The following is a 24,368-nucleotide window of genomic DNA, read 5'->3' on the forward strand; positions in this document are numbered from 1 at the left end:
CGGTGAGTATCGTATATTCGGGGTGCTTACTCCGCCTCGCCGCCCCCGACGGAGAGGTACTCGTCCAGCAGGTCCTCGCGTTTCCGGAGGTTGGAGACGGGGCCCTCCCAGACGTTCGACCCCTTGTCGATGATGTAGGCGGTCTCGCCGAGGTCGAGCGCGAAATCGACGTTCTGTTCGGTCATCAGGACGGTCACGTCCCGGTCGACGACGTCCCCGAGGACCTCCCGGAGGTCCTCGACGATGACCGGTGCGAGGCCCTCTGTCGGTTCGTCGAGCAACAGGAGGTCGGGGTTCTGGACCAGCGCCCGGGCCACCGACAGCATCTGCTGTTCGCCGCCCGAGAGGTTCTCGCCCTGATTTTTCCGGAGGTCGTCCAGCACGGGGAATATCTCGAACATCTCCTCGATTTCCCGGGGGTCTTTGGCGAGTTCGTGGGCCAGTTGGATGTTCTCGACGACGGTTAGCGTCGGGAAGACCCGACGTTCCTCCGGGACGAGTTTGATGCCGCGCTTGCTGATCCCCTCGACGGACATGTCACTGATGTCGTCGCCGCGGAACTCGATTCGGCCCTCCCGGCGCGGGACCGTCCCCGTAATCGAACGGAGGGTCGTCGTTTTGCCGGCGCCGTTCCGTCCCAGCAGCGTCACGACGTCGTTTTCCTCGATGGCCATCTCCAGGTCGAACAGCACGTGGCTGTTGCCGTAGTAGGCGTTCACCTCGGAGAGTTCGAGGATGTTCATGCCTGCTCACCTCCTTCGAACCCGGCAGGTCCATCGGGTGTGTCCTCCTCGTCGTCGATTCCGAGGTAGGCCTTGCGGACGCGTTCGTTGGCCATTACGTCCTCCGGCGTGCCGCGGGCGATGAGTTCGCCGTTGTCGAGCACGAGGATGCGGTCGGAGATGCCCAACACGACGTCCATGTCGTGTTCGGTCAGGACGAACGTGGTCTCGGTCGTCTCATCGAGGTCCCGAACCAGTTCCACCATCCGGTCGGTCTCGCTGGGGTTCATCCCCGCGGTCGGTTCGTCCAGCAGGACAACCGAGGGGTCGGTGCCGAGCGCGACCGCGATTTCGACCTTTCGGACGTCACCGTGTGAGAGGTTCGCGCACTCTTCGTGGGCGACGTCTTCCAGATTGGTCAACTCCAGAATCTCGTGGGCCCGTTCGGTCAGTTCGGTGTCGTCCCGCGCACGAGAGCGTACGTCGAGGGTCCGTCCCTCGTGGCTGATACGGGCGATGCGGACGTTGTCGATGACCGACAGCCCCTCGAAGACGTTGTTAATCTGGAAGGCCCGCGAGAGACCGAGGCGGTTGATTTCGTGGGGCGGGTTGCCAGTCGTCTCCACGAGTTCGTCGCCATCCCGGGGACGGATGTGAACCGACCCCGCCGTCGGTTCATACTGGCCGGCAAGCAGGTTGTAGAAGGTCGTCTTGCCGGCGCCGTTCGGTCCGATGATGCTGGTGATGTCCTCGGAGTCGATCTCGACGGTGACGTCGTCGACGGCGACGAGGCGGCCGAACTCCTTGGTGAGTCCCCGCGTTTCGAGCACGTTAGTCATGCTTCAGCACCCCCGAAGAGGCCGGTCGGACGCCAGACCAACACGGCGATCATCGCCAGGAAGGGAAAGAGAACACCCGCGCCCGCGACGCCGCTGCCGAGTGCGATGAGCAGGCCGATAATCATCGCGCCCACGAACGCACCCGTAAAGGAGCCGAGGCCACCGATGACGACGACGACGAACGCGTCGACGATGACCTGATTGCCGAGCCCCGGCGAAACCGATTGCATGGGCGCGGCGAGAGCGCCGCCGAGACCGGCCAGCGCTGCGCCGACGATGAAGACGCCGGTGTAGAGCTTCGGCACGTTGATGCCGAGCAACCGTGCCATCTCACGGTCGCTCGTGGTCGCACGTACGATACGCCCGATGTTCGTATACCGGAGCGCCGCGAGGATGCCGGCCAACACGAGTACCGCCATCACGATGACGAAGGCCCGATAGACCGGAATCGCGAGGCTCGAGGTGAACCGGACCGAGCCGCTCAACACCTCGGGGGCGCTGACCAGCCGGGATTGGGACCCGAATACCGCCCGAACCCCGTCGGTGATTATCAACACGAACGCGAAGGTCAACAGCAACTGGTCGAGGACCTCCTCTTCGCGGCCGTATAACCGTCGTATGAAGACTATCTCCAGGATTCCACCGATGACCGCGACGACGACGATTGCGGCGACGATGCCGAGGAAGAAGTTCCCGACCGCGCTCTCGACGGCCACGACGGCCATGTAGGCGCCGACCATATAGAGGACGCCGTGGCTGAAGTTGAGGACGTCTAACACCCCGAAAATCAGGCTCAGTCCGACTGCCACCAGAAACAGCCGACTCCCGATACTGACTCCCGTGATAATCTGATCGAAGACCAGAGAGTGGAACGACATAACATGGACCATTGTCAGATATAGATTAAATCTTTCGCCGAAAACCGGTGTTTCGGCCACTACCAGCGACCTTGACTGGAGTTCTATCGTATCATATTAGTGGTGGGTTTGTATATCAACCCGTACTATTATGTGAGTCATTCACGAAGGTATCGGGAGTCCATGTTAGACAAACACACGGACGGTTCGGGACCGGAAGAAAACGGCGGGCGCGCGGGCGTTCGACGCCGCGGGTTCCTGGCTGCCGCCGGGGCCGGTGCGACGGCTGCGTTCGCCGGCTGTATCGGTGATGGTGGCGGCGACGATACGATTACGCTCGGGGCAGTGTATCTGCTGTCGGGCGTGGCCGAACAGTTGGGGGCTTCCTCACGTGCGGCCGCAGAGGTCGCCGTCAACGAGATCAACGAGGACGGAGGCATCGACGGCCGGGAGGTCGAGGCCATCTTCCGGGACCACGGTGAGGACCCACAGGGCCAGATGCGAAGCCTCGTCCAGGAGGAAAACGCCGACCTCATGCTGGGGCTGACCTCCTCGGGGGTGACGTTGAACTCCGGGCCAACCATCGAGCAGTTGGGCGTGCCCTTTACGCTGACCGACATCGGGACGCCGTTCGCGACCGAACCCGACGTCGAGACCTACGGCAACTACTACGAGGACGAGGGGACGGCCGCGGCAGTGCCGAACCTCTTCCGGACGAACGCGAACACGTCCATCAACTGCTATGCCATCGCGAAGTGGATCAACGACAACTACGGGTCGGCCCGCATCGCGAACCTCGGGCCGGACTACGCCTACGGCCAGCAGTGTTGGGACTACTTCAAGGCCTACTCCGACGGACTCGGTGCCGGCCACGAGTACGTCGCCTCGGCGTTCCCCGCCCTCGGTGCCAGCGACATGACGCCGCAGATCAATCAGGTACTCGACGCCGACCCCGACCTCGTGTTCACGAGTTTTTGGGCCGGCGACGTCGTCACCTTCGTCCAGCAGGCCGACGAGCAGGGCCTGTTCGACCAGGTCGACGACGTCTTCGACACCATCGGCGCCGACCCCAACGGCTTCGAAGCCCTCGGCGATACGATGCCCGAAGGCCTACACTACTCCGGGTGGTACTGGGGGTCGGCCTTCGACAATCCCGAAAACGAGGCGTTCCTCCAGGCGTACGAGGAGGAATACTCGGGGACCGACGTCAACCCGTACCCGTCCTTTACAGGCGGCAGTTCCTACGCGGCTCCCTTCCTCTACAAGGAGGCCATCGAGGCCGCCGGCAGCACGAACCCCGACGACATCATCTCCGAGATGGAGGGCATGGAGTTCACGGGCCCGCGCGGAACGTGGACCATCGACGAGGACAGCCATCAGGCCTCGGCGCCGACGGTCATCGGTGAGACGTCGATGGACGCCGACGTGCCCTACGAGGGCGTCGGCCTGACCAACACCGAGACCTACACCCTCGACCGGAGTACCGCCGAGGACCTGCTGTCCGGAAGCGACCTCCCGCCGGGTATCTAAGACATCGATGAGTATCAGCATGCGCAGACGGCTGTTGACGGATGAGGACCCGAAGACGTTGTTAGCGATTGCGACGGTGGTCCTCCTGCTGATTCCGCTGCTGTTTCAGGTCATCTTCGTAGGTAGACTCGCGGGCTACCACATCTCCCTGCTTACCGAGACGCTGATCTTCGCCATCTTCGCGTCGGCGTTCAACCTGCTGTACGGGTACACCGGCCTGCTGTCGTTCGGTCACGCGATGTTCGTGGCCGTCGCCGGCTACACGGCCGCGAAGACCTTCACCGTCCTCGGGGCCTATCTCGACCTCTTCGGCGGTGTCGCGCCGATAGCCACATGGCTACTCGCGATAACCCTCGGCATCATCGTCGCCGGTATCTTCGCCGTCTTCATCGGCTATCTGGCCGTCCAACTCGAAGAGATATACTTCGCGTTGATCACGCTGTCGTTCAGTATGGCCATCTACGCGATGGCGAATCAGGACGTCCCCGGCCAACTCGGGGCAATCCTCGGCATCGGCGACGGGAACTTCACCAACGCGTCCGACGGCCTGACGTTCATCCCCGGGGACGTCACGCTCTTCGGCGTCGAGTTTGCGCTTGTCAACCTCACGAACCCGCTGGCGTACTACTTCCTGACGGTGTTCGTCTTCATCGCCAGTATCTACGCGCTGTGGCGCATCGTCCAGTCGCCGTTCGGGATGGTGTGTAAGGCCATCCGTGAGAACCCCGAACGCGCCAGCGCGGTCGGGGTCAACGTGACCTACCACCAGTGGATGACGTTCATCATCTCGGGGCTTTTCACCGGGCTGGCCGGTGCGATGCTCGTCGTCCTGGGCGGCAACGTCAACCCGCAGGACCACGCCTACTGGACGGCCTCGGCGGCGCCCGTCGTCATGACCGTCATCGGCGGGCCGTTGTCGTTCATCGGCCCCGTGGTCGGTGCGTTCACCTACGAGTACATCCGCTGGGCTATCAGTCAGTTCCCCCTGCTGGAGGAATACTGGGAGTTCTCCTTCGGCGTACTCCTGCTCATCGTCGTGCTGTTCTTCGATAACGGCGTCGCGGGCGGTATCGACCGCCTCCGTGACCGCCTCCTCGGGGACGACGACGGCGACGCTCCCTGAGGCCGCGCCGCTTTTTTGCCGCTCGCCCGTTCCGCGAACAGATTCAAATACGCAGCGCGGCATCTCCCGGTATGGACGTAACCGAGGCGTCAGCCGTCTGTTCGGACGTTCTCGACGCCGTCGAGGAATGCGTCGTCGTCGACCGGCGCGTCCTCGAAACGGTGCTGACGGGCGTCCTCTCGCGAGGCCACGTCCTGCTGGAGGACGTGCCCGGGACCGGCAAGACGCTGACCGCACGCAGCCTCGCGACCGCGCTCGGACTCTCGTTCAACCGCATCCAGTTCACGCCGGACCTCCTGCCCGGCGACATCACCGGGTCGCATATCTACCGGGAGGAGACCGGCGAGTTCGAGTTCGCCGAGGGGCCGGTCTTTGCGAACGTCGTGTTGGCCGACGAAATCAACCGTGCGCCGCCGAAGACGCAGGCCGCCCTGCTCGAAGCGATGGCCGAACGGCAGGTCTCCGCCGACGGCACCACCTACGACCTTCCCGAACCCTTCTTCGTCATCGCCACGCAGAACCCGGTCGAACAGGAGGGAACGTTCGCCCTCCCGGAGGCCCAGCGGGACCGCTTCGCCCTGAAGACGGCCCTCGGGTATCCGGACCGGGAGGGCGCCCGCCGGCTCATCGACCGCCGGGCCGACCGGACGACGCGGGCACCGGACCCGCGGACCGTCCTCGGCGAGGGCCGCGTCAGCGAATTGCAGGTGGCCGCCGAGGAGGTGCGCGTCGACGGCGCCATCCGCGATTACGTCATCGACCTCGGGCGGGCGACCCGCGAGGACGACCGCGTCGACGTCGGCGTCTCCCCGCGCGGCATCCAGCGCCTCTTCGAGACCTGTCGCGCCCGTGCCCTCATCGAGGGGCGGGACTTCGTCGTCCCCGACGACGTGAAGGGGATGGCCCGCCCGACCTTCGCCCATCGCCTCGTGCTCACTTCGGAGGCGGCCGTCCAGGGCGTCGCCCCGGAGACGATTATCGACGCCGTCCTCGACGAGGTGGAGGTACCGGCCGTCGCGACCGACGACGACTGAGGCGACTTATCGCAGCGCAACGAAGAGCAGTAGCGTTCCGACCGTCGCCGCCAGCGTCGCCACCACGAGGAGCGGCGACGGTGCTGCAGGGACGACGCTCGCGGCCCGGACGACGGCCGTCGCGGCGAGGACGGACGCGCCGGCCACCGCGAGCGCGCCGACCGCGTGGACGAGTTCGCCACGTCGGGTGTCGCCGCCGCGACCCACCTCCCGGCCGAGGGTGGCCGCGAACTCCCCGAGGTCCCACACCAGCAGACTCACCGCGACGGTCGCGAAGACGGCGACCGGATGCAGGCCATCGACGGCGGCGGCGACGGCGGCCGCGAAGACGCCGAGACTCGCGAGTTGGACGCCGGCCGCCCCACCGAGCACACCGACCGCATCGGCGGCCCGAACCCCAAGCAGGAAGAATCCCGAAACCGCCAGCGCGGCCGTCAGGACCGCGAGTACGGCGCCGGCCGTCCCGAGCGCACCGAACAGGGATTCGAGCGCCCGGCGACCCGATTCGGTCTCGGCGGCTGCGAGAGCGATATCCCCGAGGCGGCCGTGAAGCGGCCAGACGGCGGCGGTAAGTGCCGCTCCCGTCCCGCCGTAGACGAACGCCGAGGGGCCGAGACGGACCTCGTCGCCGCCAGAGCGCGTCAGACGAGCGGCGAGGGGTGCGAGGATGACGAGGAAGACGGCGAGGACGACGACATTTATCGGCGGTGCCGGGGCGACGACGAGCAGGGCGACCGCGGGCACGACCGCCACCACGAGAACCCGGCTTCCGGCCGGCCCAGCGTGGGCGGTCGGCGGCGACCCACCGAGGACGGTGAGTGCGCCGAAGCCGACCAGGACGGCGGCGCCGAACGCCGCGAACGGCGCGAAGGGCAGGTACTCGATGGGCGGAATCGGCGGCCACGGCACCCTGACGGCGGCGACTGCCAGCGGCCCGGCGAGTCCGGCGAGGCCGCCCAGCGCGCCGAAGACGCCCGCGAGCGGTATCGCGGCCCCGTAGTCGGTTTCGGCGGTCGCCAGCACGGCGGTGGCGAGACACGCCCCGGCGAACAGGCCGGCGAGTCCCGGGACGGTCCCGTCGACGGCGACTGCCACCACGAGCGTGCCGAGGACGGCAGACAGGGCGGCCGCCGCTGCGGTCAGTGTGGGCCGGCTCGGAGCAATCGTCCCTGCGTCGCTCACGCCGACCCCTCCATCGCGACCGAAAGCGGGCCGGTCGTCTCCCAGTCAACGACCCGGATATCGCGCGACCGGAGTCGCCGGAGGCGGAGGTCACGCTGGATGCCTGCGACCCGGGCGCCGATGCCGTTCTCGGTGGCGTCGCGCGCACGGTCGGCCATGTTCGGACTCACGACGACGACGGCGTGGCCGGCGGCCGACAGGGTCCGGGCGAGCGACAGCGGCGCGTCGTCAAGCAGCGGCGAGACGAGGACGACGTCCGAAGCGCGAGGGAGGCGGTCGCGGAGAGCGGCGGCGTTGGTCGCTTCGGCGCGGTGGCGGACGCTCCCGGCGAAGGCGGGTTGCGGCGCCGCCCGCTCGGCCGCGGCAGCGTCGATGACCGCCTTCAGCACCGCCTCGGTTCGCGTCCGCGTGGTCGCATCGTCGCCGATAGGCACCCACGGCCGGCCGGCACGGTCGCTCGGCGTCGTCGCGCCGACGGCCTCGGCGTCGATACCGAGCGCGGCGAGCCCGACGCGGTGGTCGGCTGCGAGCAAGCGGTCGACCAGTTGCTCGGCGGCGTGGGCCGCGAACTCGGCGGCAGTCGGATGCCCCGGCGCGCGGACGACCCGTCCCGGGGTGCGCGCATCGACGACGACGGCCGTCTCCGAGGCGTTCGTCTCCCGGAAGTTGACCGTCGTCATGTCGCCGGTCTTGGCGAATCCCCGCCAGTCGACCCGGCTTGCAGCGTCGCCGTGGCGGTGCTCGCGGACCGAGTGGAACTCCAGGCCACTTCCGGGGGTGTCGGCCGTCCGGATGCCGATTCGCTGGTCGGCGGCCGCCCGAATCTCGGGGGCCGTCGTCAGCGGCCGACACCGAAGCGTCTCGTCGCCGCTCGCCGCCAGTCGGTCGGTGCGGGACTCGACGGCCGACAGCGGCCGAAAGCGGGCCGTCGGGTCGCCGAAGTCGTATTCGCCGTCGCCGGCGACGACCTCGTAGGAGATAGTATCCGTCTCGCCGGGCCGAAGCGATAGACACCCGCAGGGCCGGCCCATGACTCGGACCTGCTCGGGCGGTCGGTCGTGGACCCGGACGTCGGGGAGGATGCGGTCGCCCTCGTTGCGGACCGTGAGCGTGACGGTGGTCGGCTGGCCGGGGGTGACAACTGCGGGGTCGAAGGACCGCTCGACGGTTATCGAGGGCGGGGGCGGCCGCGAGACGGTCGCGGCGACGGCGTAGACGAAGGGGACCGTTGCCGACATGAAGAGGACGCCGTTGCCGAGGACGGCGCCGGTCGTCACGAGGACGACGCCAGCCAGCACCGCCGCGTCGAACCGACCGAGCGCCGACGCCATCAGCGACCCTCCCCGTCCATCCGTGCCTCGATTGCTCGGACGGTCCGCCCGATGCGCCGTTTCGTCGTCCGCCGCGGCCGGAACCACGTCCGGAGGCGCCACCGGAACGGCGCCTCCCGACCCTGGGCGAGATACGCCGCCGCGACGGGGTCGTCCGTCCAGTCGCCACGCCTGACGCGCTCGGCGGCGGCCTCGTGGGAACAGCCCTCGGCGTGGACGAGGACGTCGGCCGCGAGCGAGCGGAGCGTCTCCTTCGCGTCGTCGTGGTCGTCGCCTTCGGCCGCGGCGTCGGCGGCCGCCTCGACCGCGGCATCGAACCCGCGGCCGACCGTGGGGACTGTCCCGTCATCGATGGGATAGCGCGAGACGGCACCGAAATCGCCCGTCTCGGTCTTGGAACCGGCCGTTCGGGCGACCCACAGCAGACAACAGACCCCGAGCGCGGCCAACCAGAAGGCGCGGTCGCTGGCCTCGCTCACCGACCGGGCACTCGCTATCGCGCCGACGCCGAGCGATTCGGCGAAACCGGGCGCGATGACGAGCAGCACGCCCGCGAGGATTCCCGCGATGCCGAGGCCGGCGAGGAGCGCCCCCGTTTCGACCCGCCCGTTCACGCCTCGGTCCCTCCGTCCTCGGTCGATGCTTCGCGTATCCGCTCGATGGCTGCCTCGACCGCCGCCGTCCGTTCCTCGGCCTGTCGGTCGCCGTACTCGACTTCACGGAAGGCCGAAAGCAGCGTGGCGACGTCATCCTCCGGGAGACCGTCGTGTTCGACGGCCCATCTGGCGATTTCGCCCGGCGTCGAGGTCCGCCACGAGGGGACCGACGCGTGGTCCCGGAGTTCCGCCCACGCTTCGCGAATCGTCGGCCGGTCGGCGTCGGTGGCCGTCACCGCGCCGGCCGCGTCATCGCCTCGCAGGATAGCGGGGACGCATCGTCGGAGGCCCCGACCCATCGCGGCCGCCAGCATCGCCCCGAGCGTCGCGATGCCCCCCGGGCCGTCGGTCAGGAGTGCGATGCCGGCCTCGATTCGGCGCCGAAGTTCGGGTAGCGTCGCGTCGACGGCGGCGCCGATGCCGACGACGCCGCTCAGGGCCGACTGGACCGCCGCCGCGAGGAGGCGGTCACGGTCGGCCAGGAGTCGACGGGCACGGATATCGCGGCGCCGGCCGAGGCCGACGAGGCCGCCGACGAGACCCAGGCCGAGACCGAGGACGCCGGCGGCGTTCCAGTAGAGGCCACCGAGTCGCGCCGTCCCCGTCAGGCGGGCGCCGCCGAGTTCGGTGCTGGCCGTCTCGCCGAGCGGGTTCGACGCCGAGTCCGAAGCGTTGACGTAGCCCTCCGGCGCGGCTGCGGTGACCGTCACGGGGTCCGAAAGCGGGAGACGGATGACGGCCGTGCCGTCGGCGTCGGTTTCGGTGACGGGCGCGCCGTCGACGGTCACCGTCGCGTTCGCCACCGGTTCGTCCTCGTATTCGACCCGGACGCTCGCCGAGGTGTAGGGGAGGGCGGCCGGCCCTTCGGGGGTGACCGAAACCGAGAGCGGACCGGTCGTGCCCGCCTCCGAGTCGTTCGACCGCAGGACGACCGTCCGGTCGCCGCTGACGGCCTCGCGCTCGACGGCGATGTCGGTCGTTTCGGCGTCCGGCAACTCGATGGCCGCGCTGCCGCGGTCGTCGGTGGTGGCGACCCGCTCGCCGTCGACGGTGACCGCGGCGCCGGGTATCGGCCGTCCCTGAATGGTTGCGACCAGCTCGATAGGTTCGCCGGGCGCGGGGTCGTCGAGCAGGTCGATATCGGCGGTCGTCGGCAGGGCGAAATCGACGATTGGGGCGGCTTCGCCCTGATTTCGGGTGCCGTAGGCGGAGGCCCCTTCGTCGGTATCCTGCGCCAACCGGACGGTCCCCTCGGTGAGTCGAATCTGGATGCTCAGCGTCTCGGCGTAGGGGACGGTGCCGGTGACGCTGCCGACGCGGTTCGTTCCGCCGACCAGTTCGCCGTTGAACAGCACGTCCGCGCGCCGGACCGGCGTCCCGTCCCGCGTCACCACGGCCGTCGTCGCCTCGCCCGGAACGGGGTCGTCAGTCAGCGTGACGGAAATCGAACTCCCGGTCTCGTCGTTTCTGGTCAGGGGGTCGGTCTCGTCGTCCCCGGTGTCGGTGCTGGTGTTCCAGCCTTCGTCGAGTTCATCGAGCGGTGCCGGGTCGCGGCCAGCCGCGACGCGCTCGTCGGCCGGCGTCGGGTCGAAGGTCACCCACCCGACGTCGGCGATATAGACTTCGACCCACGCGTGGGCGTTCGCGCCGCGGACGAGATACCGCTCCTCGCCGACGCGTTCGCCGGGGCTGTAGCCCGTGACGTAGCGGGCCGGTATCCCCTGGGTCCGCAGCATCGCGACCATCGAGGTGGCGAAATACTGGCAGTAGCCGGCCTCCATCCCGAAGACGAACTCCGTCGCGACGTCGTTGCCCCGCTCGTGGGTGGCGTTCAGCGAGTAGTCCTTGTTGGCCTCCAGCCAGCGCTCGACGGCCAGCGCCGACTCGTAGGGGGTCTCCGCGTCGGCGGTTATCGTGTCGGTGCGGTTGGCCAGTCGCTCGGGCGTGTCTTCGGGGAGTTGGGTGTACCGCGCCTCGATTTCTTCGGGGTAGTCGCCGTCGCTGGCGACCGCCGCCGAGGGCCGCGATACCGGCCCGTAGGTCAGCGTGGTGTACGTCTCGCCGGCTCGAATCGGCTCCTCGACGGTGAAGGCCCGCTCCGCGTCGACGAAGACCTGCCTGTCGCCCGCAGTCGCGAAGGCGGGGCGGTTGACCGTCACAAGCGACCGGAACGACCGGCGGACCTGGATGTCGATTTCGTAGGCCGGCTGGTCGGCGCCGGCCGCCGGTACGGGGGAGGAGAGTGGTTCGCGCGAGGCGGCGTCCCGCTCCCAGCCGTCGCCGGTGTAGGTGGCGTAGGCGCCGAGGCGCCACCGCGAGGGCTCGGGGCTTTCGACGACCAGTTCGGGACTGTCGCCCAGTTCGAGGCGGCCGCCGACGGTCGCCCGCTCGGGGTAGCCCCCCGTGGAGACGCCGCCGTAACTACTGACGCCCGAACTGTCGTTCGCACCGGGGCCGTCGTCGCCGACCATCGACTCGCCGTCCCCGTCGAATCCGAGGCCGCCGTCGTCGATGCCCTCGCCCTCGACGCCGAGGTCGGGGATTGGCGTCTGTATCCCGGCGGCCGGCGCGAGGCCGCCGCCGAGAACGAGGCCGACGAGACAGCAGGCTGCGAGTATCGCCCGTCTCATCGGTCGCCGGTGTCGCCCTCCATACTTCCTCTAAACTACGGTTGCGGGACCATTAGTTCGTCGGGGGCCCCGCTCTGTGGCTTCCGCCACGTTAAATACCGCCCCACCCGACCGGACGAGCATGACACGCTCCGTTTGGCTGAAAGCCGACGACGCCGTCGGCGACTGGGAGGCGCGCAAGCGCCGTATCACCGCCGGTATCGAAGCCGGCGTCGACTGGGTCCTCGTCGACCAGCGCGACGTGGGCCGCGTCCGTGACCTCGGCCGGGTCAATATCGCTGCCTTCGCCGGCGACGACGTCCACGTGATGGACGCCGAAGCCCAGGAGGACGCCGAGGCCGACGCGATTATCGTCGGCAAGGACGGCGAGGGCGACGGCACCGTCGACCTGCCGAACGACTTCTCGGGGTCGGCGGACCTCACCACGCTCCGCCGCACCGACGGCCCCGCGGGCGCCTACGTCCGCATCCTCGATTCGGACTACGAGGCCTTCGCCGAGGAAGCCGCCAAAGACGCCGATTTCACCATCGTCATCGGCGAGGACTGGCAGATTATCCCCCTCGAAAACCTCATCGCCCGAATCGGCGACGAAACTGACCTGATTACGGGCGTCCAGAGCGCCGAAGAGGCCAGAACGGCCTTCGAGACGCTTGAACTCGGCGCCGACGCCGTCCTGCTGGATTCGGATAATCCCGACGAGATTCGGGAGACCGTCGAGGTCCGCGACGAGACCGAACGCGAACGGCTCGACCTCCAGACGGCGACGGTCACCGCCATCGAACAGACCGGGTCGGCCGACCGCGTCTGCGTGGACACCGCCACGATGCTCGAACACGACGAGGGGATGCTCGTCGGGTCGATGTCCCGCGGGCTCTTTTTCGTCCACGCGGAAACCGCCGACTCGCCCTATGTCGCCTCCCGGCCGTTCCGGGTCAACGCGGGCGCCGTCCACGCCTACGTCCGGACGCCGGGCGGCGAGACGAAGTATCTCGCCGAACTCAAATCGGGCGACGAGGTGCAGGTCGTCGATACCGACGGCAACACCCGCGAGGCCATCGTCGGCCGCGCGAAAATCGAGAAGCGCCCGATGTTCCGCATCGAGGCCGAAACCGAGAACGGCGACCGCATCGAGACGCTCCTGCAGAACGCCGAGACCATCAAGGTCGCCACCAGCGAGGGCCGCAAAGCCATCACGGACCTCGAGGAGGGCGACGAGGTGGTCATCTACTACGAGGAGGTCGCCCGCCACTTCGGCGAGGAAGTCGACGAGAGCATCATCGAGAAATAGGGTTCGCGTTCGGCTATTTCACCGGCCGGCTCTCAGCCATCGAGGGCTTTTCGCATACAGGTCGCCGACTTCGGACAGAGGTCGGTGAATTCGCCGGTTTCCCGAATCTCCGGCGGCACGGTCTCACGGTCGATTACGTCGTAGCCGTGCGCGTCGAAGAAGGCCTCCGCGGTCGTGGTGAGTAGATAGAGCGTCTCTACCCCGTTCGCTTGCGCTCGGGCTTCCAGCGCATCGCAGAGTGCCGTCCCGTAGCCCTGTCCCCGCTTCGATTCCGGAACGACGACCGAACGCAGGAGCGCGTCCGGGCCGTAGATTTCGAGGCCTCCGCCGCCGACACGCTCGGTTCCCACGCTGGCAACGAAAAACCGGCCCTCGCTCGTTCGGAGGTCTCCTGTCGGCAGTCCGCTGGCTTCCAGCAGGTCTTCGAGCCACCCCATCCGCTCTGCGTCGGCGCTCGTGAGCGTTATCGAGCCGGGCAGCATCGGTCATCGGTCGGCGCTTGCCGAATCGTGATTCGGGCCTTTCCGCCGAGGTCGAACGCCATCGACTCGCAGTCGTAGAAACAGCGGACCAGTCGGTAGCCACGCCGCGCGCCGACACCAAGCGCGACGACGGCGGCAAGCGCAAGGGTGGCGATAACCGGTTGGCTGACTGCCCAGAGGAGTATCGGGACGGCGGCGACGACGCCGAATCGGGCGAAAATCGCTCTCCATGTCGGTGCTGTACGGCTTGGACGGTCGCGTGGGTCGAGTGGTGGCTTGTGCATCGTTATTCGGTGGTCTTCGGTCGGTTACTCGGTTCGGATGCCGGCTTTTCGGCTTCGATGCGTGCGGCGGTGACGTAGTCGCTCAAATCGAGTTCGTCGTCCCATTCGCGGATGAACTCGCTGTCGTCCGTTTTCGGGGTGATGGAGACGTCGACGAACCCGGCGTCGGTCAGCATCGCTTCGAGCGCCGAAACGGTGGCGGCCCCGCCGATACAGGCCGATACCGACGTCGGGTCCGCCCGGAGGGCCTCAAATCGGTCATCCGGCGGGTCGGCGGTCCGGACCACGTCGGAGACGGCGAGGCGGCCGCCCGGTCGAAGGACGCGATGGGCCTCGCGGAACACCTGCGGTTTGTCGGGCGAGAGGTTGATGACGCAGTTCGAGAGGATGACGTCGACGGACGCGTCGGCGACCGGGAGGTGTTCGATTTCGCCGAGGCGGAACTCGACGTTCGAGGCGTCGTTCTTCGCGACGTTTTCGCGGGCCTTCGCGACCATCTCGGCGGTCATATCGACGCCGATAACGCGGCCGGACTCCCCGACTTCCTGCGCGGCGAGGAAGCAATCGAAGCCGCCGCCGGAGCCGAGGTCGAGGACGGTCTCGCCCGACTCGAGGGTAGCGATGGCGGTCGGGTTCCCACAGCCGAGGTTCAGGTTCGCCCCCTCGGCGACGGTATCGAGGTCCGCCTCCGTGTAGCCGCGGTCGGTCGCGCCGTCAGCGGCCGTCTCACCGCAGACATCGGTGCTGGAACAACAGGACGAGTCCGCATCGGCCGCGATTCGGGAGTACCGCTCACGGACGGCGGCGTGCTGTTCCGCGGCGGTGAGCATGCCGTCGTCCGAATCCGGAGTGGTAGTGTCGTCGGTCATGGTCTGGTCTCATCGAGAACGTCGAGCAGTCGTTCCGCCCGCGGCGTCGCGGTGTAGTAGCGCCAGCGGCCCTCCTTTCGCCGCTCGACTAAGCCGGCGCTGAAGAGCTTCGAGAGCGCCTGACTGACCGCGCTCTGGCTCACGCCGAGTGCGGGCTCTATCTCGCAGACGCAGAGGTCCTCGTCGGCCTCGGCGATGAGCCGAAGCGCCTCGTACCGGGTGTCGTTGCCCAGCGTCGACAGCGCCCGGACGTCATCGGCGATGTCATCGTTGGTCAGGCCGTGGCTCGCCGTAGAGCAGCCGTTCGACGTCTGCGGTCGGGCATCCTGTGTCGGGGAGTCCGGCTTTTGCTCACTCATTTTAGTATATGCTAATATTAGAATACTCTAATATAAAAGTTCCCCCGAACTGCCGGCTGGTCGTGATGGCGAGGGAATGCTATGGAAGAATGCTCTCTACAAGCCCTCTCACGGTTCGGAGAGGTCGTAGGTTCGGACCGTCTCGTAGGGCGGGAACCGCCCGTCGGAGAAATCCAGCGCGACGAGTTCGAGCTCGGAGACGGGTCTCGGTGGAAGGTCCAGTGAACGGTTCCGTTCGAGGTACTGAAGCAGTCGTTCGTAGCCATCCCGTCGTGTGAAGTGGCCGAGCGTCAGATGCGGGATGAACCCCGTTCGGTCGCGTTCCCGGACAGGAACCCCGGCGATGGAACAGACGCGGTGGTTCAATGCCGCGAACCGTCCGTCATCCGCTACCTCCGCGTAGACGACGTCCGGGAAGAGGTTGAGTCGTGGAATGTCGACGGCAAACGAGGTGGCCTCCTCGAGTGCGTCATCGAGTTTCGCGACGAGTTCCGCCTCTTCCTCCGGGGCGAACTCGGCTTCGTCCTGCGGGTTTTCGACGACGTTTCCGAGCACTTTGACGGTGATATGGAGGTTCCGCGTCGGTTGTGCTGCGAAGCAATCGAACCCATCGAGCCGTTTCAGGATGGGTTCGACTCGGGACCGGACGGTATCGTCCGTGATTCGGGCCAGCAGGACCAGATGCCGCCCACGGCCGCCCGCCCGCTGGCGCACGTCCTCGTCGGTTATCGGGGCAAGCGATAGCTCGTGGCGACGATTCCAGAACGTTGCGGGGTTGGAAGCCAGCCCGTCGTCGGCCATATCCGGCGCTGCATCCGCGTCCGAAAAAAGGCTTCGTCGGTCGACTCGTGGCTCTCGGAGCCGCCGAACCACAGGTGGTTCACGCGGATGGTAAGGCCGTATTACCAGTATATATCCCCGTATAACGAACTGTACGTTCGCCGTCCAACAGGTATGGAACCGGCTCTGAAGGTGTGTCTCGTGGTGAGCCTATCGATAGTCGGCCTGCTGGCAGCCCCCGCCTTCGGGGCTGGCGGCACCACGACGGTTCTCGCTGACGACCACGGTGATGGCGATGATGACTGGGAGGACGACGAAGATGAGGATGAGGATGAGGATGAGGATGAGGATGAGGATGAGGATGAGGATGAGGATGAGGATGAGGATGAGGATGAGGATGAGGATGAGGATGAGGATGAGGATGAGGATGAGCGAGACGAGCGGAGGGCGGAGCCGGACCGACCGGACGTCGCTCAGGAGAGGTCCAATCGGAACGAGAGGCCACGAGACGAGCAGACGCTACCCCCCGCGACAGAAGTTACGGTCGAGACGCCGTCTCGGTCGACGCCGACGCCGACCTCGACGGCCACTCCAACGCCGACGCTAACGCCAACGGTGACTGCGACGGCCACCCCGACGCCGTCGCCGACCGCCACACAGCCACCGCCGACGCCGCGACCGACGGCGGAACCGTCACCCGAACCGCCGTCGACACCGATACCGACGCCTACACCGAGTAGCGTCTCGTCGACGGATGGGTCGCCTCCCACGGTTGTCGACGCGTCGGTTCCGGTCGAGTGGCTTCGAGTGGGCCATTCGGCCACGGTGCGAGTGACCGTCACTAACCCCGGAGCGCGGTCGGAGCAGTCGGAGGCGACCCTCCGGGTGACACACGCCGATAGCAACGTCTCGACGCACGTCGTGACGGTCGGACCAGCGGAGACAGTCGAACTGAAACTGGACGTCCCCTTCGAGGAATCGAACGACGGCGTCGTCGAAGTAAACGGCGTCCCGGCGGGCGAACTGACCGTCGGCAGCGGTGACGAGGAAGCGGAGACGGTGCCGCCCACCGAACCGGCCGACCAGCCTGGATTCGGCGTCATCGTGGCGTTACTCGCCGTCCTCGCTGGGACGCTATGGGTATGGCGGGGTCACGACGGGACCGAGTAACCGCCGGCTGGCTCTACTGGGGTTCTTCGCTTACTCCCCGTCGAGTCGTGCGGTACACCAGTGGCAGAACTCCAGCGTGGGGTCGAGTTCCTTGCCGCAGTTCGGGCAGCGCGGAACCTCGCCGGTGCGGTGGTTCTCGCGGGCGGCGAGCCAGTAGGCATCCATCGTCGCGAGGACGGTCACCGCGAACATCGCCAGCGCGGCCTCGATCGGGAAGCCCTCGACGACCGAGAAAAAGCCCGCCGTAGTCGCAAGCAGGTTCCGGGCCGAGAGTTCGACGCCGGCCGTCGTCAGGACGATGAGTAACGACCCGGCCCACACGATACCCCAGAGGGCCGCGCGGAGCCACTCCCGGAGGTAGACGTGGCCGATGCCGGGCTGGAGAAACGACAGCATCGCCGCCACGAAGCGCCGTCGGTTGCCACGTCCGTTCATCACGGGGGAGGGTATTCGATACGTGCTTATAAACTCATGGAGTGGCGTGGCGACCGTTTTTATGACTCACCGTCGGAGTGGGCGTATGGGCGAGAACGGCGACAGCAACGACGGAGACGGCGACGTGTTGTTCCCCTTCTTCGTCGCCGAGTTGCTCACGCTCGTCGGCGCCTTCGCCGTCGTTTCGGCCAGCGTGCTCGGCTGGACGACGCTTTTGGGTTCGGTCTCCCGGCCGGTCCGCCTCCTCGCACTTGGCTTCCTGACCGTCGAACTACTCGTTCCGGCATGGGTGTACTACGACGTCCGACGCCGCGGCGACGAGGCGGACCGGGTGTGGCTCCACGCCTCCGTGATGCCGGTCGTGAACCTGCTTGTGGTCCTCGCGTATCTCGCCGAACGGGACGCGAAAACGGACGGCGATTAGGTGAGTCGGTCGACCAGTTCGCGGAGCGTTTCGAGGTCGTACTGGCCGGGCGCGGTCGCCTTCTCGGGGTCGACCGGCGCGTAGCCGATTTTCGACCCGTAAACCGGCGCGACGGCGCGGGTGTGGCTGCCGGCCTCGCCCATCGCCATCGTCGCCACGCGCTCGCCGCGCCCGGTCATCTCGTGAGTGGCCCCGAGCAGCGCCAGTGCGTCCGCCCGGCTTTCGGCCGTCACCGCGAGTTTGGCCACGTCGCCGTAGGTCGACGCGCGTGTCAAAAGCGACTGGAGTTCCCCCTTCGAGGGCGTCCCCTCGAAATCGTGGGTCGAGACGACGACCGAGACGTCGCGTTCCTCGGCGGCCTCGACGAGGTCCAGCCCCTCGCCATCCTCCAGCGCCGCGAGTTCGATGTCGACGGCTTCGACCGCCTCGTGTTCGATGGCCCGCTTCAGCGCGTCGATACGGCCGCCGTCGTCGGCTTCGCCGCCCTCCCAGTCGGCCCGGTTGGTCACGAGTAGCGGGAGCTCGCCGTCGTATTCCGCGAGCGCATCGAGGGGGTCGTCGGCGAGGTCCATCCGGAACTCCACGCAGTCGGCGTGCTCGCGGGCCGCCGACTCCTCGGAGAGGTCCGCGGTCGAGGCCGCGAGGCGAAACGAATCGAACGTCAGGGTCATGGCCGAACTGTGGACGCCGATATTAAAAGGGCTCGTGGGTCGCGGTAAACCGGATGGGCTCCTCGCCGGCCCGTTCGACCTCGGCGACTGTCGGCAGGCGAATCCGCCGTTCGTTCTTGGTCACGACGCGGGTATCGTAGTGTTCGGCCTCATATTTCGGTTCGTCGTCGCGGTCGGCGACGAACTCGCGGTGGCGGTCGAGGCGCTCGTCGGCGATGGTCACAGAGAGGCCGGGCGCTTCCGTCGCCCGCTTTTCGAAGGCCTCGGCGAGTTCGGCGTTCCGCTCGATGCCGATGGAGTTGCGGCCCTCGACGAGCGCCGCCAGCGACGTGGTGCCGGTGCCGACGAAGGGGTCCAACACGGTATCGCCGCGGACCGAGTACATCCGGACGAGCCGAAGCGGGATTTCGAGGGGAAAGGCTCCGGAGCGTTCGCGGGCGCCGTTCTCGAGCGTCTGGCCGGTGCCGCGAACCTCCCAGCAGTCGGAGAACCATTCGTTGCGCTCCTCCCAGAAGAACGCCGAGGCGTAGCGGTCCTCGTCCTTGGCCGGGAAATCGCGGGTTCCGCCCTTCCGAAAGAGGAGGATGTGCTCGTGTTCCAGCGTCGCGTAGGCGTTCGTCGGCAGGGTGCCCGACCCCATGAACTTCGCCGTGCTGTTGGTTGGTTTGCGCCAGACGATTCCCGGCAGTTGGTCGAGGCCGGCGTCCGCGAGCCCCTCGATAATCCGGGCATGGTTCGGATACAGTCGGAACTGCCCGTCGATGCGCCGGGTGGCGTCGCCGACGTTGATGGCTGCGATGCCGCCCTCCGAGAGTGCGTCGGCGACCCGCTCCCAGACGTCGTCCAGCAGGTCGTGCATCGCCTCGAAGGCGGCCTCCCCGTCGCCGGATTCGAGGGCATCGGCGACGGCGGGGCTCTGGGCGGCGAAACTCTCGTCCCACATCTCGACCATCGGATACGGCGGCGACGTGACGACGAGGTCGACGCTTCCCGACACGACCTCGAACTCGCGGGCGTCGCCGACGCGTATCTCGTGGGTCGTCTGCACAGGTGGTGATTCAGGGGGCGGGTAAGGTGTCTTGCGGTTTTCCGACCCTCTATGCCCGCCCGATGAAATGCGCCTGTGCGGTCGTCCCCTCGGTCCCGTAGTCGACCACGCGAACCCGGACCGTCTCACCTTCCGACAGCGCGTCGCTGCTGCCGGGGGCCGGCACCTCGCGAACGAACGTCTGGAGGCCGTTGATGGTGCCCCGGACCTCCGGGGGCGAGCGGTCGTACTGGGTCTCCTTGACGACGAGTTCGTAGGTCTCGCCCTTCTCCGCGGCCTCTTCGGGCGGTCGCTGTTGGGCCTGTTCGTGGGCGCGGTCACGTTTCTTCTGAGCCTCGCTTTTGCCGCCGAAGGCGACCTTGAGGATGACCAATAGGACGAGAAGCCCGAGCACGACGGCGCCGCCGATGACCAGCGTCTGCGTCTGCATTGGCGACCCTACTCCTGGGTTCACCAAATCGATTGTGGCACCGGACGCGCAGACAGAAGGTTGATACCCGGCCCAACCCCAGCAAACACCGATGACAGACCGGGAGGTAAGCGTCGTGCTGCCCGCCTACAACGAGGCGGACACTATCGAGTCCACCGTCGAGGTGACCATCGAGACGCTCGCCTCCTTTTTGCCGGCCGATGCCTTCGAGGTGCTCATCGCCGAGGACGGCTGTGCGGACCGGACGCCAGAAATCGCCGACCGGCTAGCCGCCGAGGACGACCGAATCCGGCATTTCCACAGCGACGACCGGCTGGGCCGCGGCGGCGCCCTCGAACGCGCCTTCGAGGAAAGCGACGGCGACGTCCTCGTCTACTTCGATACCGACCTCGCGACGGACATGGCCCACCTCGAAGAACTCGTCGAGGCGATTCGAACCGATGGCTACGACGTCGCCACTGGCTCGCGGTGGATGCCCGGCAACGTCGCCGAACGACCCTTTAAACGGGATATCGCTTCCCGTGGCTACAACTCGCTCGTGCGTCTTTTCCTGCGCTCGGACGTCGAGGACCACCAGTGCGGCTTCAAGGCCTTCGACCGCGACGCCCTGCTGTCGCTGGCCGACGACGTCGAGGACGACCACTGGTTCTGGGACACCGAGATACTCGTCCGCGCCCAGCGGGCCGGCTACGACATCAAGGAGTTCCCCGTCGACTGGGAGCCCCAAGAGGACACGAAGGTCGACCTCGTCCGTGACGTCTTCGGGATGGGCAGCCAGATTCTGCGCCTGTGGTGGCAACTCGGCGTCCGCCCGAAAATCGACCGCCGGGTGACGATGGCCGCCGGGACGCTACTCATCGTCCTCGCCGTCGCGCTGATGACCGTCTATCTCGACCCGACGGAGGTCCTCGAAGAGATGCGCAACGCTGACCCGGCCCTCGTCGCGGTCGCGACGCTGGTGTATCTCGCCTCCTGGCCCTTCCGTGGCCTCCGGTATCGCGACATCCTCTCGGAGTTGGGCTATCGGGAGAGTATCGGCTTCCTCACAGGGGCGGTCTTTATCAGTCAGACCGGCAACCTCGTCTTCCCCGCGCGGGCGGGCGACGCCATCCGCGCCTACATCGTCAAAGCCCGCCGGGACATCCCGTATCCGACCGGCTTTGCCTCGCTGGCCATCGAGCGCGTCTTCGACCTGCTGACGATTACGGTGATGGCGGGGACCACGCTGCTCGCGCTGGCGGCCGCTGGCGTCGACGTAACCGCGCTCCAGTCGGCCGGTCCCGGTGGCGATGTCGAGCAAAGCGGCCGACAGGCCGTCCTCGTCGCCGGGGGCGTCGGCCTCGCGGCCCTGCTTGCAGTGGGGGTCATCCTCGCGACGGCCCGCTCCGAGCGCAACCTCGTGCGGTCGGCGCTCGGCCGCATCAGCAGCGACTCCTACGTCGATTACGTCGCGGGCGTCGTCGAGCAGTTCGCAGGCGACGTCCAGACCATCGCCGAGGACCGCCGGGCCTTCGCCGTCGTCGGTGCGACCAGCCTCCTCATCTGGGGCATCGACGTCGTCACCGCCATCATCGTCTTCGCGGCCTTCGGCGTGGACGTCCCGCTGTGGGCGCTGGTCGCGGTCGGCTTCTTCGCCGTCAGCGTCGGTAACCTCGCCAAAGTGTTGCCGTTGTCTCCGGGGGGTATCGGCCTCTACGAGGGTGCCTTTACGCTCATCGTCGTCGCGCTGACGCCCGTCGTCTGGCCGGTCGCGCTCGGCGCGGCCATCGTCGACCACGCCATCAAGAACCTCGTGACCGTCGCCGGTGGCATCGCCTCGACGCTGTTCTTCAACGTCTCGCTGACGACGGCCGTCGAAGGTGCAAGCGAGGCAGAACGTGACACGCCACCCCACGATTAATACTTAAGGACCCGTTTCCGTTCCGCTGAATCGCTCAAAAACGGGGCTGTCGGGTTCCAGCACTCGAAAATATCGTGGCATTTAAATACTGCCACTACTTGTATATGATAGCGAACCGCTGACCGGGCTTTTTCGGGGCGTATCCCACCTGGTAGCACCCGCCTTGTAGCATGAGCAAGCACACTCGAACACGAACGACCGAGACGGAAACGGAATCCGAACGAGACGAAGAGGAGGTCGGCTGTCCCGAATGCGGCGGGAAACTGAGCGCCGACACCGAACACGGGGAGACCGTCTGCCGCGATTGCGGTCTCGTCGTCGAGGAGGACGAAATCGACCGCGGACCCGAATGGCGCGCCTTCGACAGCGCCGAGAAGGACGAGAAATCGCGCGTCGGTGCCCCCACCACCAACATGATGCACGACAAGGGGCTCTCGACGAACATCGACTGGCGAGACCAGGACGCCTACGGCAACTCGCTTTCGTCCAACCAGCGCCAGAAGATGCAGCGCCTCCGCAAGTGGAACGAGCGCTTCCGGACGCGTGACTCCAAAGAGCGGAACCTCAAGCAGGCGCTGGGCGAAATCGACCGGATGGCCTCCGCCCTCGGCCTCCCGGACAACGTCCGAGAGACCGCTTCGGTCATCTACCGCCGCGCGCTCGACGAGAACCTCCTGCCGGGCCGCTCCATCGAGGGCGTCTCGACGGCGTCGGTCTACGCCGCCGCCCGGCAGGCCGGCGTTCCCCGAAGCCTCGACGAAGTCGCCGGCGTCTCCCGCGTCGAGAAGAGCGAAATCGCACGTACCTACCGCTACGTGGTCCGCGAACTGGGTCTCGAAGTCCAACCCGCCGACCCCGAAAGCTACGTACCCCGCTTCGCCAGCGACCTCGAACTCTCCGACGAGGCCGAAAACCGCGCCCGCAAACTCCTCCAGAACGCCAAAGAGCAGGGCGTCCACTCCGGCAAATCGCCCGTCGGCCTCGCGGCCGCTGCGGTCTACGCCGCATCCCTCCTGACCAACGAGAAAACCACGCAGGCCGCCGTCAGCGAAGTTGCCGACATCTCCGAGGTCACCATCCGGAACCGGTACCACGAACTGCTCGAAGCCGAGCAGGACCTCGCCGTAGCTTAGAACACCCACTTTCTACACCGAACTTTTTGCACGGCGAGCCTTCGGCTCGCCGGCAAAAACTTCGATGAAAAAGACACTTCGGGCCTCCCGATGGTCGGCCCTCGGTCCCGCGCCTCACTTGGCTCACGGCTCACTTCGTTCGCCGTTCGCCTTTTCGAGACGCTCCCTATGGTCGCGTCTCGCTATCGCTCGGCGCGGCGAACCGCTTCGGGCGGGTTCTTCGACCCCGCCCTCGCGGATGCTCCGATATTTTAATTTAAATAAAGCGTAGCGAGAGGTCTGCTTCCTCTCGCTCCGTGCTGACAGAGTTACTATCCAGAGAAGCATCCGCCTCGGGGGCGTCCGGAGGTCGCCCCCGAGGCGGTTCCCGCACCGAGCGAAGCGAGGTGCCGTAGCGCGCACGGACTGGAGCGGCGCCGAAGGCGCCGCGGAAGGAGTACGCGCGCATATTTTCCCCACGTTTTTGCCGAGAACCGGGGTCGCGCCCCGAAGCGGGCGCGACCCGCGTTCTCGTGCAAAAAGTGGCTTCAGATGTAACCTAAGGCGTCCTCGATGCGACCCAACTCTGGGCCGGTCGTGGCGTCGCCGGTGATGTAGCCATAGGAGTTGGCGACGAGGCCGGACCCGACGAGCGGGCCGCCGTAGTTGACGGTCCCGATGTCGGCGTAGACGCCGAAGAGGTCCTCGAGGAAGTCGAGTTTCTCGTCGGTGGTCTTCGGGTGACAGAGCACGCCGTCGTTCGTGACGACGGCGGCGGTGCCGACCGTCCGCACGTCGGCTATCATCCCACGCTCGACGGGCACGTCGAGGGCGTCCCTGACGGCCTGGACGGCCTTTCGGGAGAGGTCGGGATGGACGTACGCGCCCTCGTCGTTGGCGAGGACGACGTTGCCGGCGGCGTTGATGCGGCCGGGGAGTTCGACGACCGGGAGGTCGATTACGTCGGCGATGCGGTCCCGTTCGCGGTCACGAACGCGTTCGGTGACCAGCAGGCCGTTTTCGTTGCCCGCGACGAGGGCGCCGACGGTTCCGGACCCGGCGATGGTGGTCTGGACGCTCGGAACCTCGAGTTCGTCCTCGAAATCCGAGAGTAGGGACTCCTCGATGTCGGGCCGAGCGAGTAACACGTCGTCGGTGGCCCGCGCGAAAACGCCGACGTAGTCGGAACCGGAAAGCGCCGCCCGGAGCACG

General features: G+C 67.1%; 25 protein-coding genes. 8 read left to right on the plus strand and 17 right to left on the minus strand.

Features of this window, described 5'->3' with window-relative positions; genetic code table 11:
* Positions 1-26: 26 nt before the first annotated feature.
* Genes HWV23_RS11595 through HWV23_RS11605 form a run of 3 tightly spaced genes read right to left on the minus strand, consistent with a single transcriptional unit; the run spans position 27 to position 2,439 of the window.
* Positions 27-743 (minus strand): ABC transporter ATP-binding protein, encoded by a 717-nt coding sequence (locus HWV23_RS11595; RefSeq protein WP_178290558.1) that lies wholly within the window; start codon positions 741-743, stop codon positions 27-29.
* The gene (locus tag HWV23_RS11600) at positions 740-1,561 is read right to left on the minus strand and encodes an ABC transporter ATP-binding protein (RefSeq protein ID WP_178290559.1); all 822 of its coding nucleotides are present in this window, start codon (positions 1,559-1,561) and stop codon (positions 740-742) included. The genes HWV23_RS11595 and HWV23_RS11600 overlap by 4 nt, the downstream gene beginning before the upstream one ends.
* The gene (locus HWV23_RS11605; protein ID WP_211693239.1) at positions 1,558-2,439 is read right to left on the minus strand and encodes a branched-chain amino acid ABC transporter permease; all 882 of its coding nucleotides are present in this window, start codon (positions 2,437-2,439) and stop codon (positions 1,558-1,560) included. The genes HWV23_RS11600 and HWV23_RS11605 overlap by 4 nt, the downstream gene beginning before the upstream one ends.
* A 162-nt stretch (positions 2,440-2,601) precedes the next feature.
* Here HWV23_RS11605 and HWV23_RS11610 point away from each other — a divergent pair, with 162 nt between their 5' ends.
* The 3 genes from HWV23_RS11610 (at position 2,602) to HWV23_RS11620 (ending at position 6,105) form a co-directional block, all read left to right on the plus strand.
* Entirely contained in the window at positions 2,602-3,948 is a 1,347-nt protein-coding gene (locus HWV23_RS11610) for an ABC transporter substrate-binding protein (RefSeq protein WP_178290561.1), read from the plus strand.
* A 19-nt stretch (positions 3,949-3,967) separates the two neighbouring features.
* Positions 3,968-5,071, plus strand: a complete 1,104-nt coding sequence (locus tag HWV23_RS11615) for a branched-chain amino acid ABC transporter permease (RefSeq protein WP_178290562.1) — start codon at positions 3,968-3,970, stop codon at positions 5,069-5,071.
* 71 nt (positions 5,072-5,142) lie between these two features.
* Positions 5,143-6,105, plus strand: coding sequence for an AAA family ATPase (locus HWV23_RS11620; RefSeq protein ID WP_178290563.1), 963 nt, complete (start codon positions 5,143-5,145; stop codon positions 6,103-6,105).
* Positions 6,106-6,111: 6 nt separating this feature from the next.
* Here HWV23_RS11620 and HWV23_RS11625 read toward each other — a convergent pair whose 3' ends face one another.
* From HWV23_RS11625 to HWV23_RS11640, 4 genes are read right to left on the minus strand one after another with little or no spacing between them, the layout of a single operon-like run.
* Positions 6,112-7,287, minus strand: coding sequence for a DUF7519 family protein (locus tag HWV23_RS11625; RefSeq protein ID WP_178290564.1), 1,176 nt, complete (start codon positions 7,285-7,287; stop codon positions 6,112-6,114).
* Entirely contained in the window at positions 7,284-8,618 is a 1,335-nt protein-coding gene (locus tag HWV23_RS11630; RefSeq protein WP_178290565.1) for a DUF58 domain-containing protein, read from the minus strand. Before HWV23_RS11630 ends, HWV23_RS11625 begins: the two co-directional genes overlap by 4 nt.
* Positions 8,618-9,232, minus strand: coding sequence for a DUF7269 family protein (locus HWV23_RS11635; protein WP_178290566.1), 615 nt, complete (start codon positions 9,230-9,232; stop codon positions 8,618-8,620). The genes HWV23_RS11630 and HWV23_RS11635 overlap by 1 nt, the downstream gene beginning before the upstream one ends.
* The gene (locus tag HWV23_RS11640; RefSeq protein WP_178290567.1) at positions 9,229-11,904 is read right to left on the minus strand and encodes a transglutaminase domain-containing protein; all 2,676 of its coding nucleotides are present in this window, start codon (positions 11,902-11,904) and stop codon (positions 9,229-9,231) included. Before HWV23_RS11640 ends, HWV23_RS11635 begins: the two co-directional genes overlap by 4 nt.
* Before the next feature lie 121 nt (positions 11,905-12,025).
* Here HWV23_RS11640 and HWV23_RS11645 point away from each other — a divergent pair, with 121 nt between their 5' ends.
* Positions 12,026-13,192, plus strand: a complete 1,167-nt coding sequence (locus HWV23_RS11645; RefSeq protein ID WP_178290568.1) for a 3-dehydroquinate synthase II — start codon at positions 12,026-12,028, stop codon at positions 13,190-13,192.
* Positions 13,193-13,224: 32 nt separating this feature from the next.
* Here HWV23_RS11645 and arsN2 read toward each other — a convergent pair whose 3' ends face one another.
* The 5 genes from arsN2 to HWV23_RS11670 form a co-directional block, all read right to left on the minus strand.
* Positions 13,225-13,674 (minus strand): arsenic resistance N-acetyltransferase ArsN2, encoded by a 450-nt coding sequence (gene arsN2, locus HWV23_RS11650; RefSeq protein WP_178290569.1) that lies wholly within the window; start codon positions 13,672-13,674, stop codon positions 13,225-13,227.
* The gene (locus tag HWV23_RS11655; RefSeq protein WP_178290570.1) at positions 13,656-13,958 is read right to left on the minus strand and encodes a hypothetical protein; all 303 of its coding nucleotides are present in this window, start codon (positions 13,956-13,958) and stop codon (positions 13,656-13,658) included. Before HWV23_RS11655 ends, arsN2 begins: the two co-directional genes overlap by 19 nt.
* 2 nt (positions 13,959-13,960) lie before the next feature.
* Positions 13,961-14,827, minus strand: a complete 867-nt coding sequence (locus HWV23_RS11660) for an arsenite methyltransferase (protein ID WP_178290571.1) — start codon at positions 14,825-14,827, stop codon at positions 13,961-13,963.
* Positions 14,824-15,186 carry an ArsR/SmtB family transcription factor gene (locus HWV23_RS11665; RefSeq protein ID WP_178290572.1) on the minus strand — a complete coding sequence of 121 codons (363 nt, stop codon included), beginning with the start codon at positions 15,184-15,186 and terminating at the stop codon, positions 14,824-14,826. Before HWV23_RS11665 ends, HWV23_RS11660 begins: the two co-directional genes overlap by 4 nt.
* A gap of 108 nt (positions 15,187-15,294) precedes the next feature.
* Complete coding sequence (locus tag HWV23_RS11670; protein WP_178290573.1) at positions 15,295-15,987, minus strand: 2'-5' RNA ligase family protein; 693 nt, start codon at positions 15,985-15,987, stop codon at positions 15,295-15,297.
* 153 nt (positions 15,988-16,140) lie between these two features.
* On the opposite strand from HWV23_RS11670, the gene HWV23_RS11675 reads away from it, so the two are divergent.
* On the plus strand, positions 16,141-17,136 hold the full coding sequence (locus HWV23_RS11675; protein WP_178290574.1) for a hypothetical protein: 996 nt from the start codon (positions 16,141-16,143) through the stop codon (positions 17,134-17,136).
* A 30-nt stretch (positions 17,137-17,166) separates the two neighbouring features.
* Here the strand turns inward: HWV23_RS11675 and HWV23_RS11680 are convergent, their stop codons facing one another.
* Entirely contained in the window at positions 17,167-17,571 is a 405-nt protein-coding gene (locus HWV23_RS11680) for a zinc ribbon domain-containing protein (protein ID WP_178290575.1), read from the minus strand.
* Positions 17,572-17,656: 85 nt separating this feature from the next.
* Here HWV23_RS11680 and HWV23_RS11685 point away from each other — a divergent pair, with 85 nt between their 5' ends.
* Complete coding sequence (locus HWV23_RS11685) at positions 17,657-17,995, plus strand: hypothetical protein (RefSeq protein WP_178290576.1); 339 nt, start codon at positions 17,657-17,659, stop codon at positions 17,993-17,995.
* Here the strand turns inward: HWV23_RS11685 and HWV23_RS11690 are convergent.
* The 3 genes from HWV23_RS11690 to HWV23_RS11700 are packed head-to-tail and all read right to left on the minus strand — an operon-like array spanning position 17,992 to position 20,144.
* Positions 17,992-18,666: a type I 3-dehydroquinate dehydratase gene (locus HWV23_RS11690; protein ID WP_178290577.1), complete on the minus strand. Its 675-nt coding sequence runs from the start codon at positions 18,664-18,666 to the stop codon at positions 17,992-17,994. The two genes, HWV23_RS11685 and HWV23_RS11690, sit on opposite strands and share 4 nt — an antisense overlap.
* Positions 18,667-18,688: 22 nt before the next feature.
* Positions 18,689-19,714, minus strand: a complete 1,026-nt coding sequence (locus HWV23_RS11695) for a DNA-methyltransferase (RefSeq protein WP_178290578.1) — start codon at positions 19,712-19,714, stop codon at positions 18,689-18,691.
* A gap of 49 nt (positions 19,715-19,763) precedes the next feature.
* Positions 19,764-20,144 (minus strand): hypothetical protein, encoded by a 381-nt coding sequence (locus HWV23_RS11700; protein ID WP_178290579.1) that lies wholly within the window; start codon positions 20,142-20,144, stop codon positions 19,764-19,766.
* Between the two features lie 91 nt (positions 20,145-20,235).
* Between HWV23_RS11700 and HWV23_RS11705 the strand changes: the two genes are divergently transcribed.
* Both HWV23_RS11705 and HWV23_RS11710 read left to right on the plus strand, forming a co-directional pair.
* Positions 20,236-22,044, plus strand: a complete 1,809-nt coding sequence (locus HWV23_RS11705) for a flippase-like domain-containing protein (protein ID WP_178290580.1) — start codon at positions 20,236-20,238, stop codon at positions 22,042-22,044.
* A gap of 170 nt (positions 22,045-22,214) precedes the next feature.
* Complete coding sequence (locus tag HWV23_RS11710; RefSeq protein ID WP_178290581.1) at positions 22,215-23,177, plus strand: transcription initiation factor IIB; 963 nt, start codon at positions 22,215-22,217, stop codon at positions 23,175-23,177.
* Positions 23,178-23,704: 527 nt separating this feature from the next.
* On the opposite strand, the gene HWV23_RS11715 is transcribed toward HWV23_RS11710, so the two are convergent.
* Positions 23,705-24,367, minus strand: coding sequence for a translation initiation factor IF-6 (locus tag HWV23_RS11715; protein ID WP_178290582.1), 663 nt, complete (start codon positions 24,365-24,367; stop codon positions 23,705-23,707).
* Position 24,368 lies beyond the last annotated feature (1 nt).

The organism is Natronomonas halophila (genome assembly GCF_013391085.1).
GTDB lineage: Archaea > Halobacteriota > Halobacteria > Halobacteriales > Haloarculaceae > Natronomonas > Natronomonas halophila.

Bases quoted from the DNA above. Each gene is read 5' to 3' on its own strand.
- HWV23_RS11605 (WP_211693239.1), bottom strand. From the start codon at position 2,439: ATGTCGTTCCACTCTCTGGTCTTCGATCAGATTATCACGGGAGTCAGT.
- HWV23_RS11615 (WP_178290562.1), top strand. From the start codon at position 3,968: ATGCGCAGACGGCTGTTGACGGATGAGGACCCGAAGACGTTGTTAGCG.
- HWV23_RS11640 (WP_178290567.1), bottom strand. From the start codon at position 11,904: ATGAGACGGGCGATACTCGCAGCCTGCTGTCTCGTCGGCCTCGTTCTC.
- HWV23_RS11600 (WP_178290559.1), bottom strand. From the start codon at position 1,561: ATGACTAACGTGCTCGAAACGCGGGGACTCACCAAGGAGTTCGGCCGC.
- HWV23_RS11675 (WP_178290574.1), top strand. From the start codon at position 16,141: ATGGAACCGGCTCTGAAGGTGTGTCTCGTGGTGAGCCTATCGATAGTC.
- HWV23_RS11595 (WP_178290558.1), bottom strand. From the start codon at position 743: ATGAACATCCTCGAACTCTCCGAGGTGAACGCCTACTACGGCAACAGC.
- HWV23_RS11660 (WP_178290571.1), bottom strand. From the start codon at position 14,827: ATGACCGACGACACTACCACTCCGGATTCGGACGACGGCATGCTCACC.
- HWV23_RS11690 (WP_178290577.1), bottom strand. From the start codon at position 18,666: ATGACCCTGACGTTCGATTCGTTTCGCCTCGCGGCCTCGACCGCGGAC.
- HWV23_RS11655 (WP_178290570.1), bottom strand. From the start codon at position 13,958: ATGCACAAGCCACCACTCGACCCACGCGACCGTCCAAGCCGTACAGCA.
- HWV23_RS11710 (WP_178290581.1), top strand. From the start codon at position 22,215: ATGAGCAAGCACACTCGAACACGAACGACCGAGACGGAAACGGAATCC.
- arsN2 (WP_178290569.1), bottom strand. From the start codon at position 13,674: ATGCTGCCCGGCTCGATAACGCTCACGAGCGCCGACGCAGAGCGGATG.
- HWV23_RS11685 (WP_178290576.1), top strand. From the start codon at position 17,657: ATGGGCGAGAACGGCGACAGCAACGACGGAGACGGCGACGTGTTGTTC.
- HWV23_RS11610 (WP_178290561.1), top strand. From the start codon at position 2,602: ATGTTAGACAAACACACGGACGGTTCGGGACCGGAAGAAAACGGCGGG.
- HWV23_RS11630 (WP_178290565.1), bottom strand. From the start codon at position 8,618: ATGGCGTCGGCGCTCGGTCGGTTCGACGCGGCGGTGCTGGCTGGCGTC.
- HWV23_RS11645 (WP_178290568.1), top strand. From the start codon at position 12,026: ATGACACGCTCCGTTTGGCTGAAAGCCGACGACGCCGTCGGCGACTGG.
- HWV23_RS11620 (WP_178290563.1), top strand. From the start codon at position 5,143: ATGGACGTAACCGAGGCGTCAGCCGTCTGTTCGGACGTTCTCGACGCC.
- HWV23_RS11705 (WP_178290580.1), top strand. From the start codon at position 20,236: ATGACAGACCGGGAGGTAAGCGTCGTGCTGCCCGCCTACAACGAGGCG.
- HWV23_RS11700 (WP_178290579.1), bottom strand. From the start codon at position 20,144: ATGCAGACGCAGACGCTGGTCATCGGCGGCGCCGTCGTGCTCGGGCTT.
- HWV23_RS11670 (WP_178290573.1), bottom strand. From the start codon at position 15,987: ATGGCCGACGACGGGCTGGCTTCCAACCCCGCAACGTTCTGGAATCGT.
- HWV23_RS11680 (WP_178290575.1), bottom strand. From the start codon at position 17,571: ATGAACGGACGTGGCAACCGACGGCGCTTCGTGGCGGCGATGCTGTCG.
- HWV23_RS11665 (WP_178290572.1), bottom strand. From the start codon at position 15,186: ATGAGTGAGCAAAAGCCGGACTCCCCGACACAGGATGCCCGACCGCAG.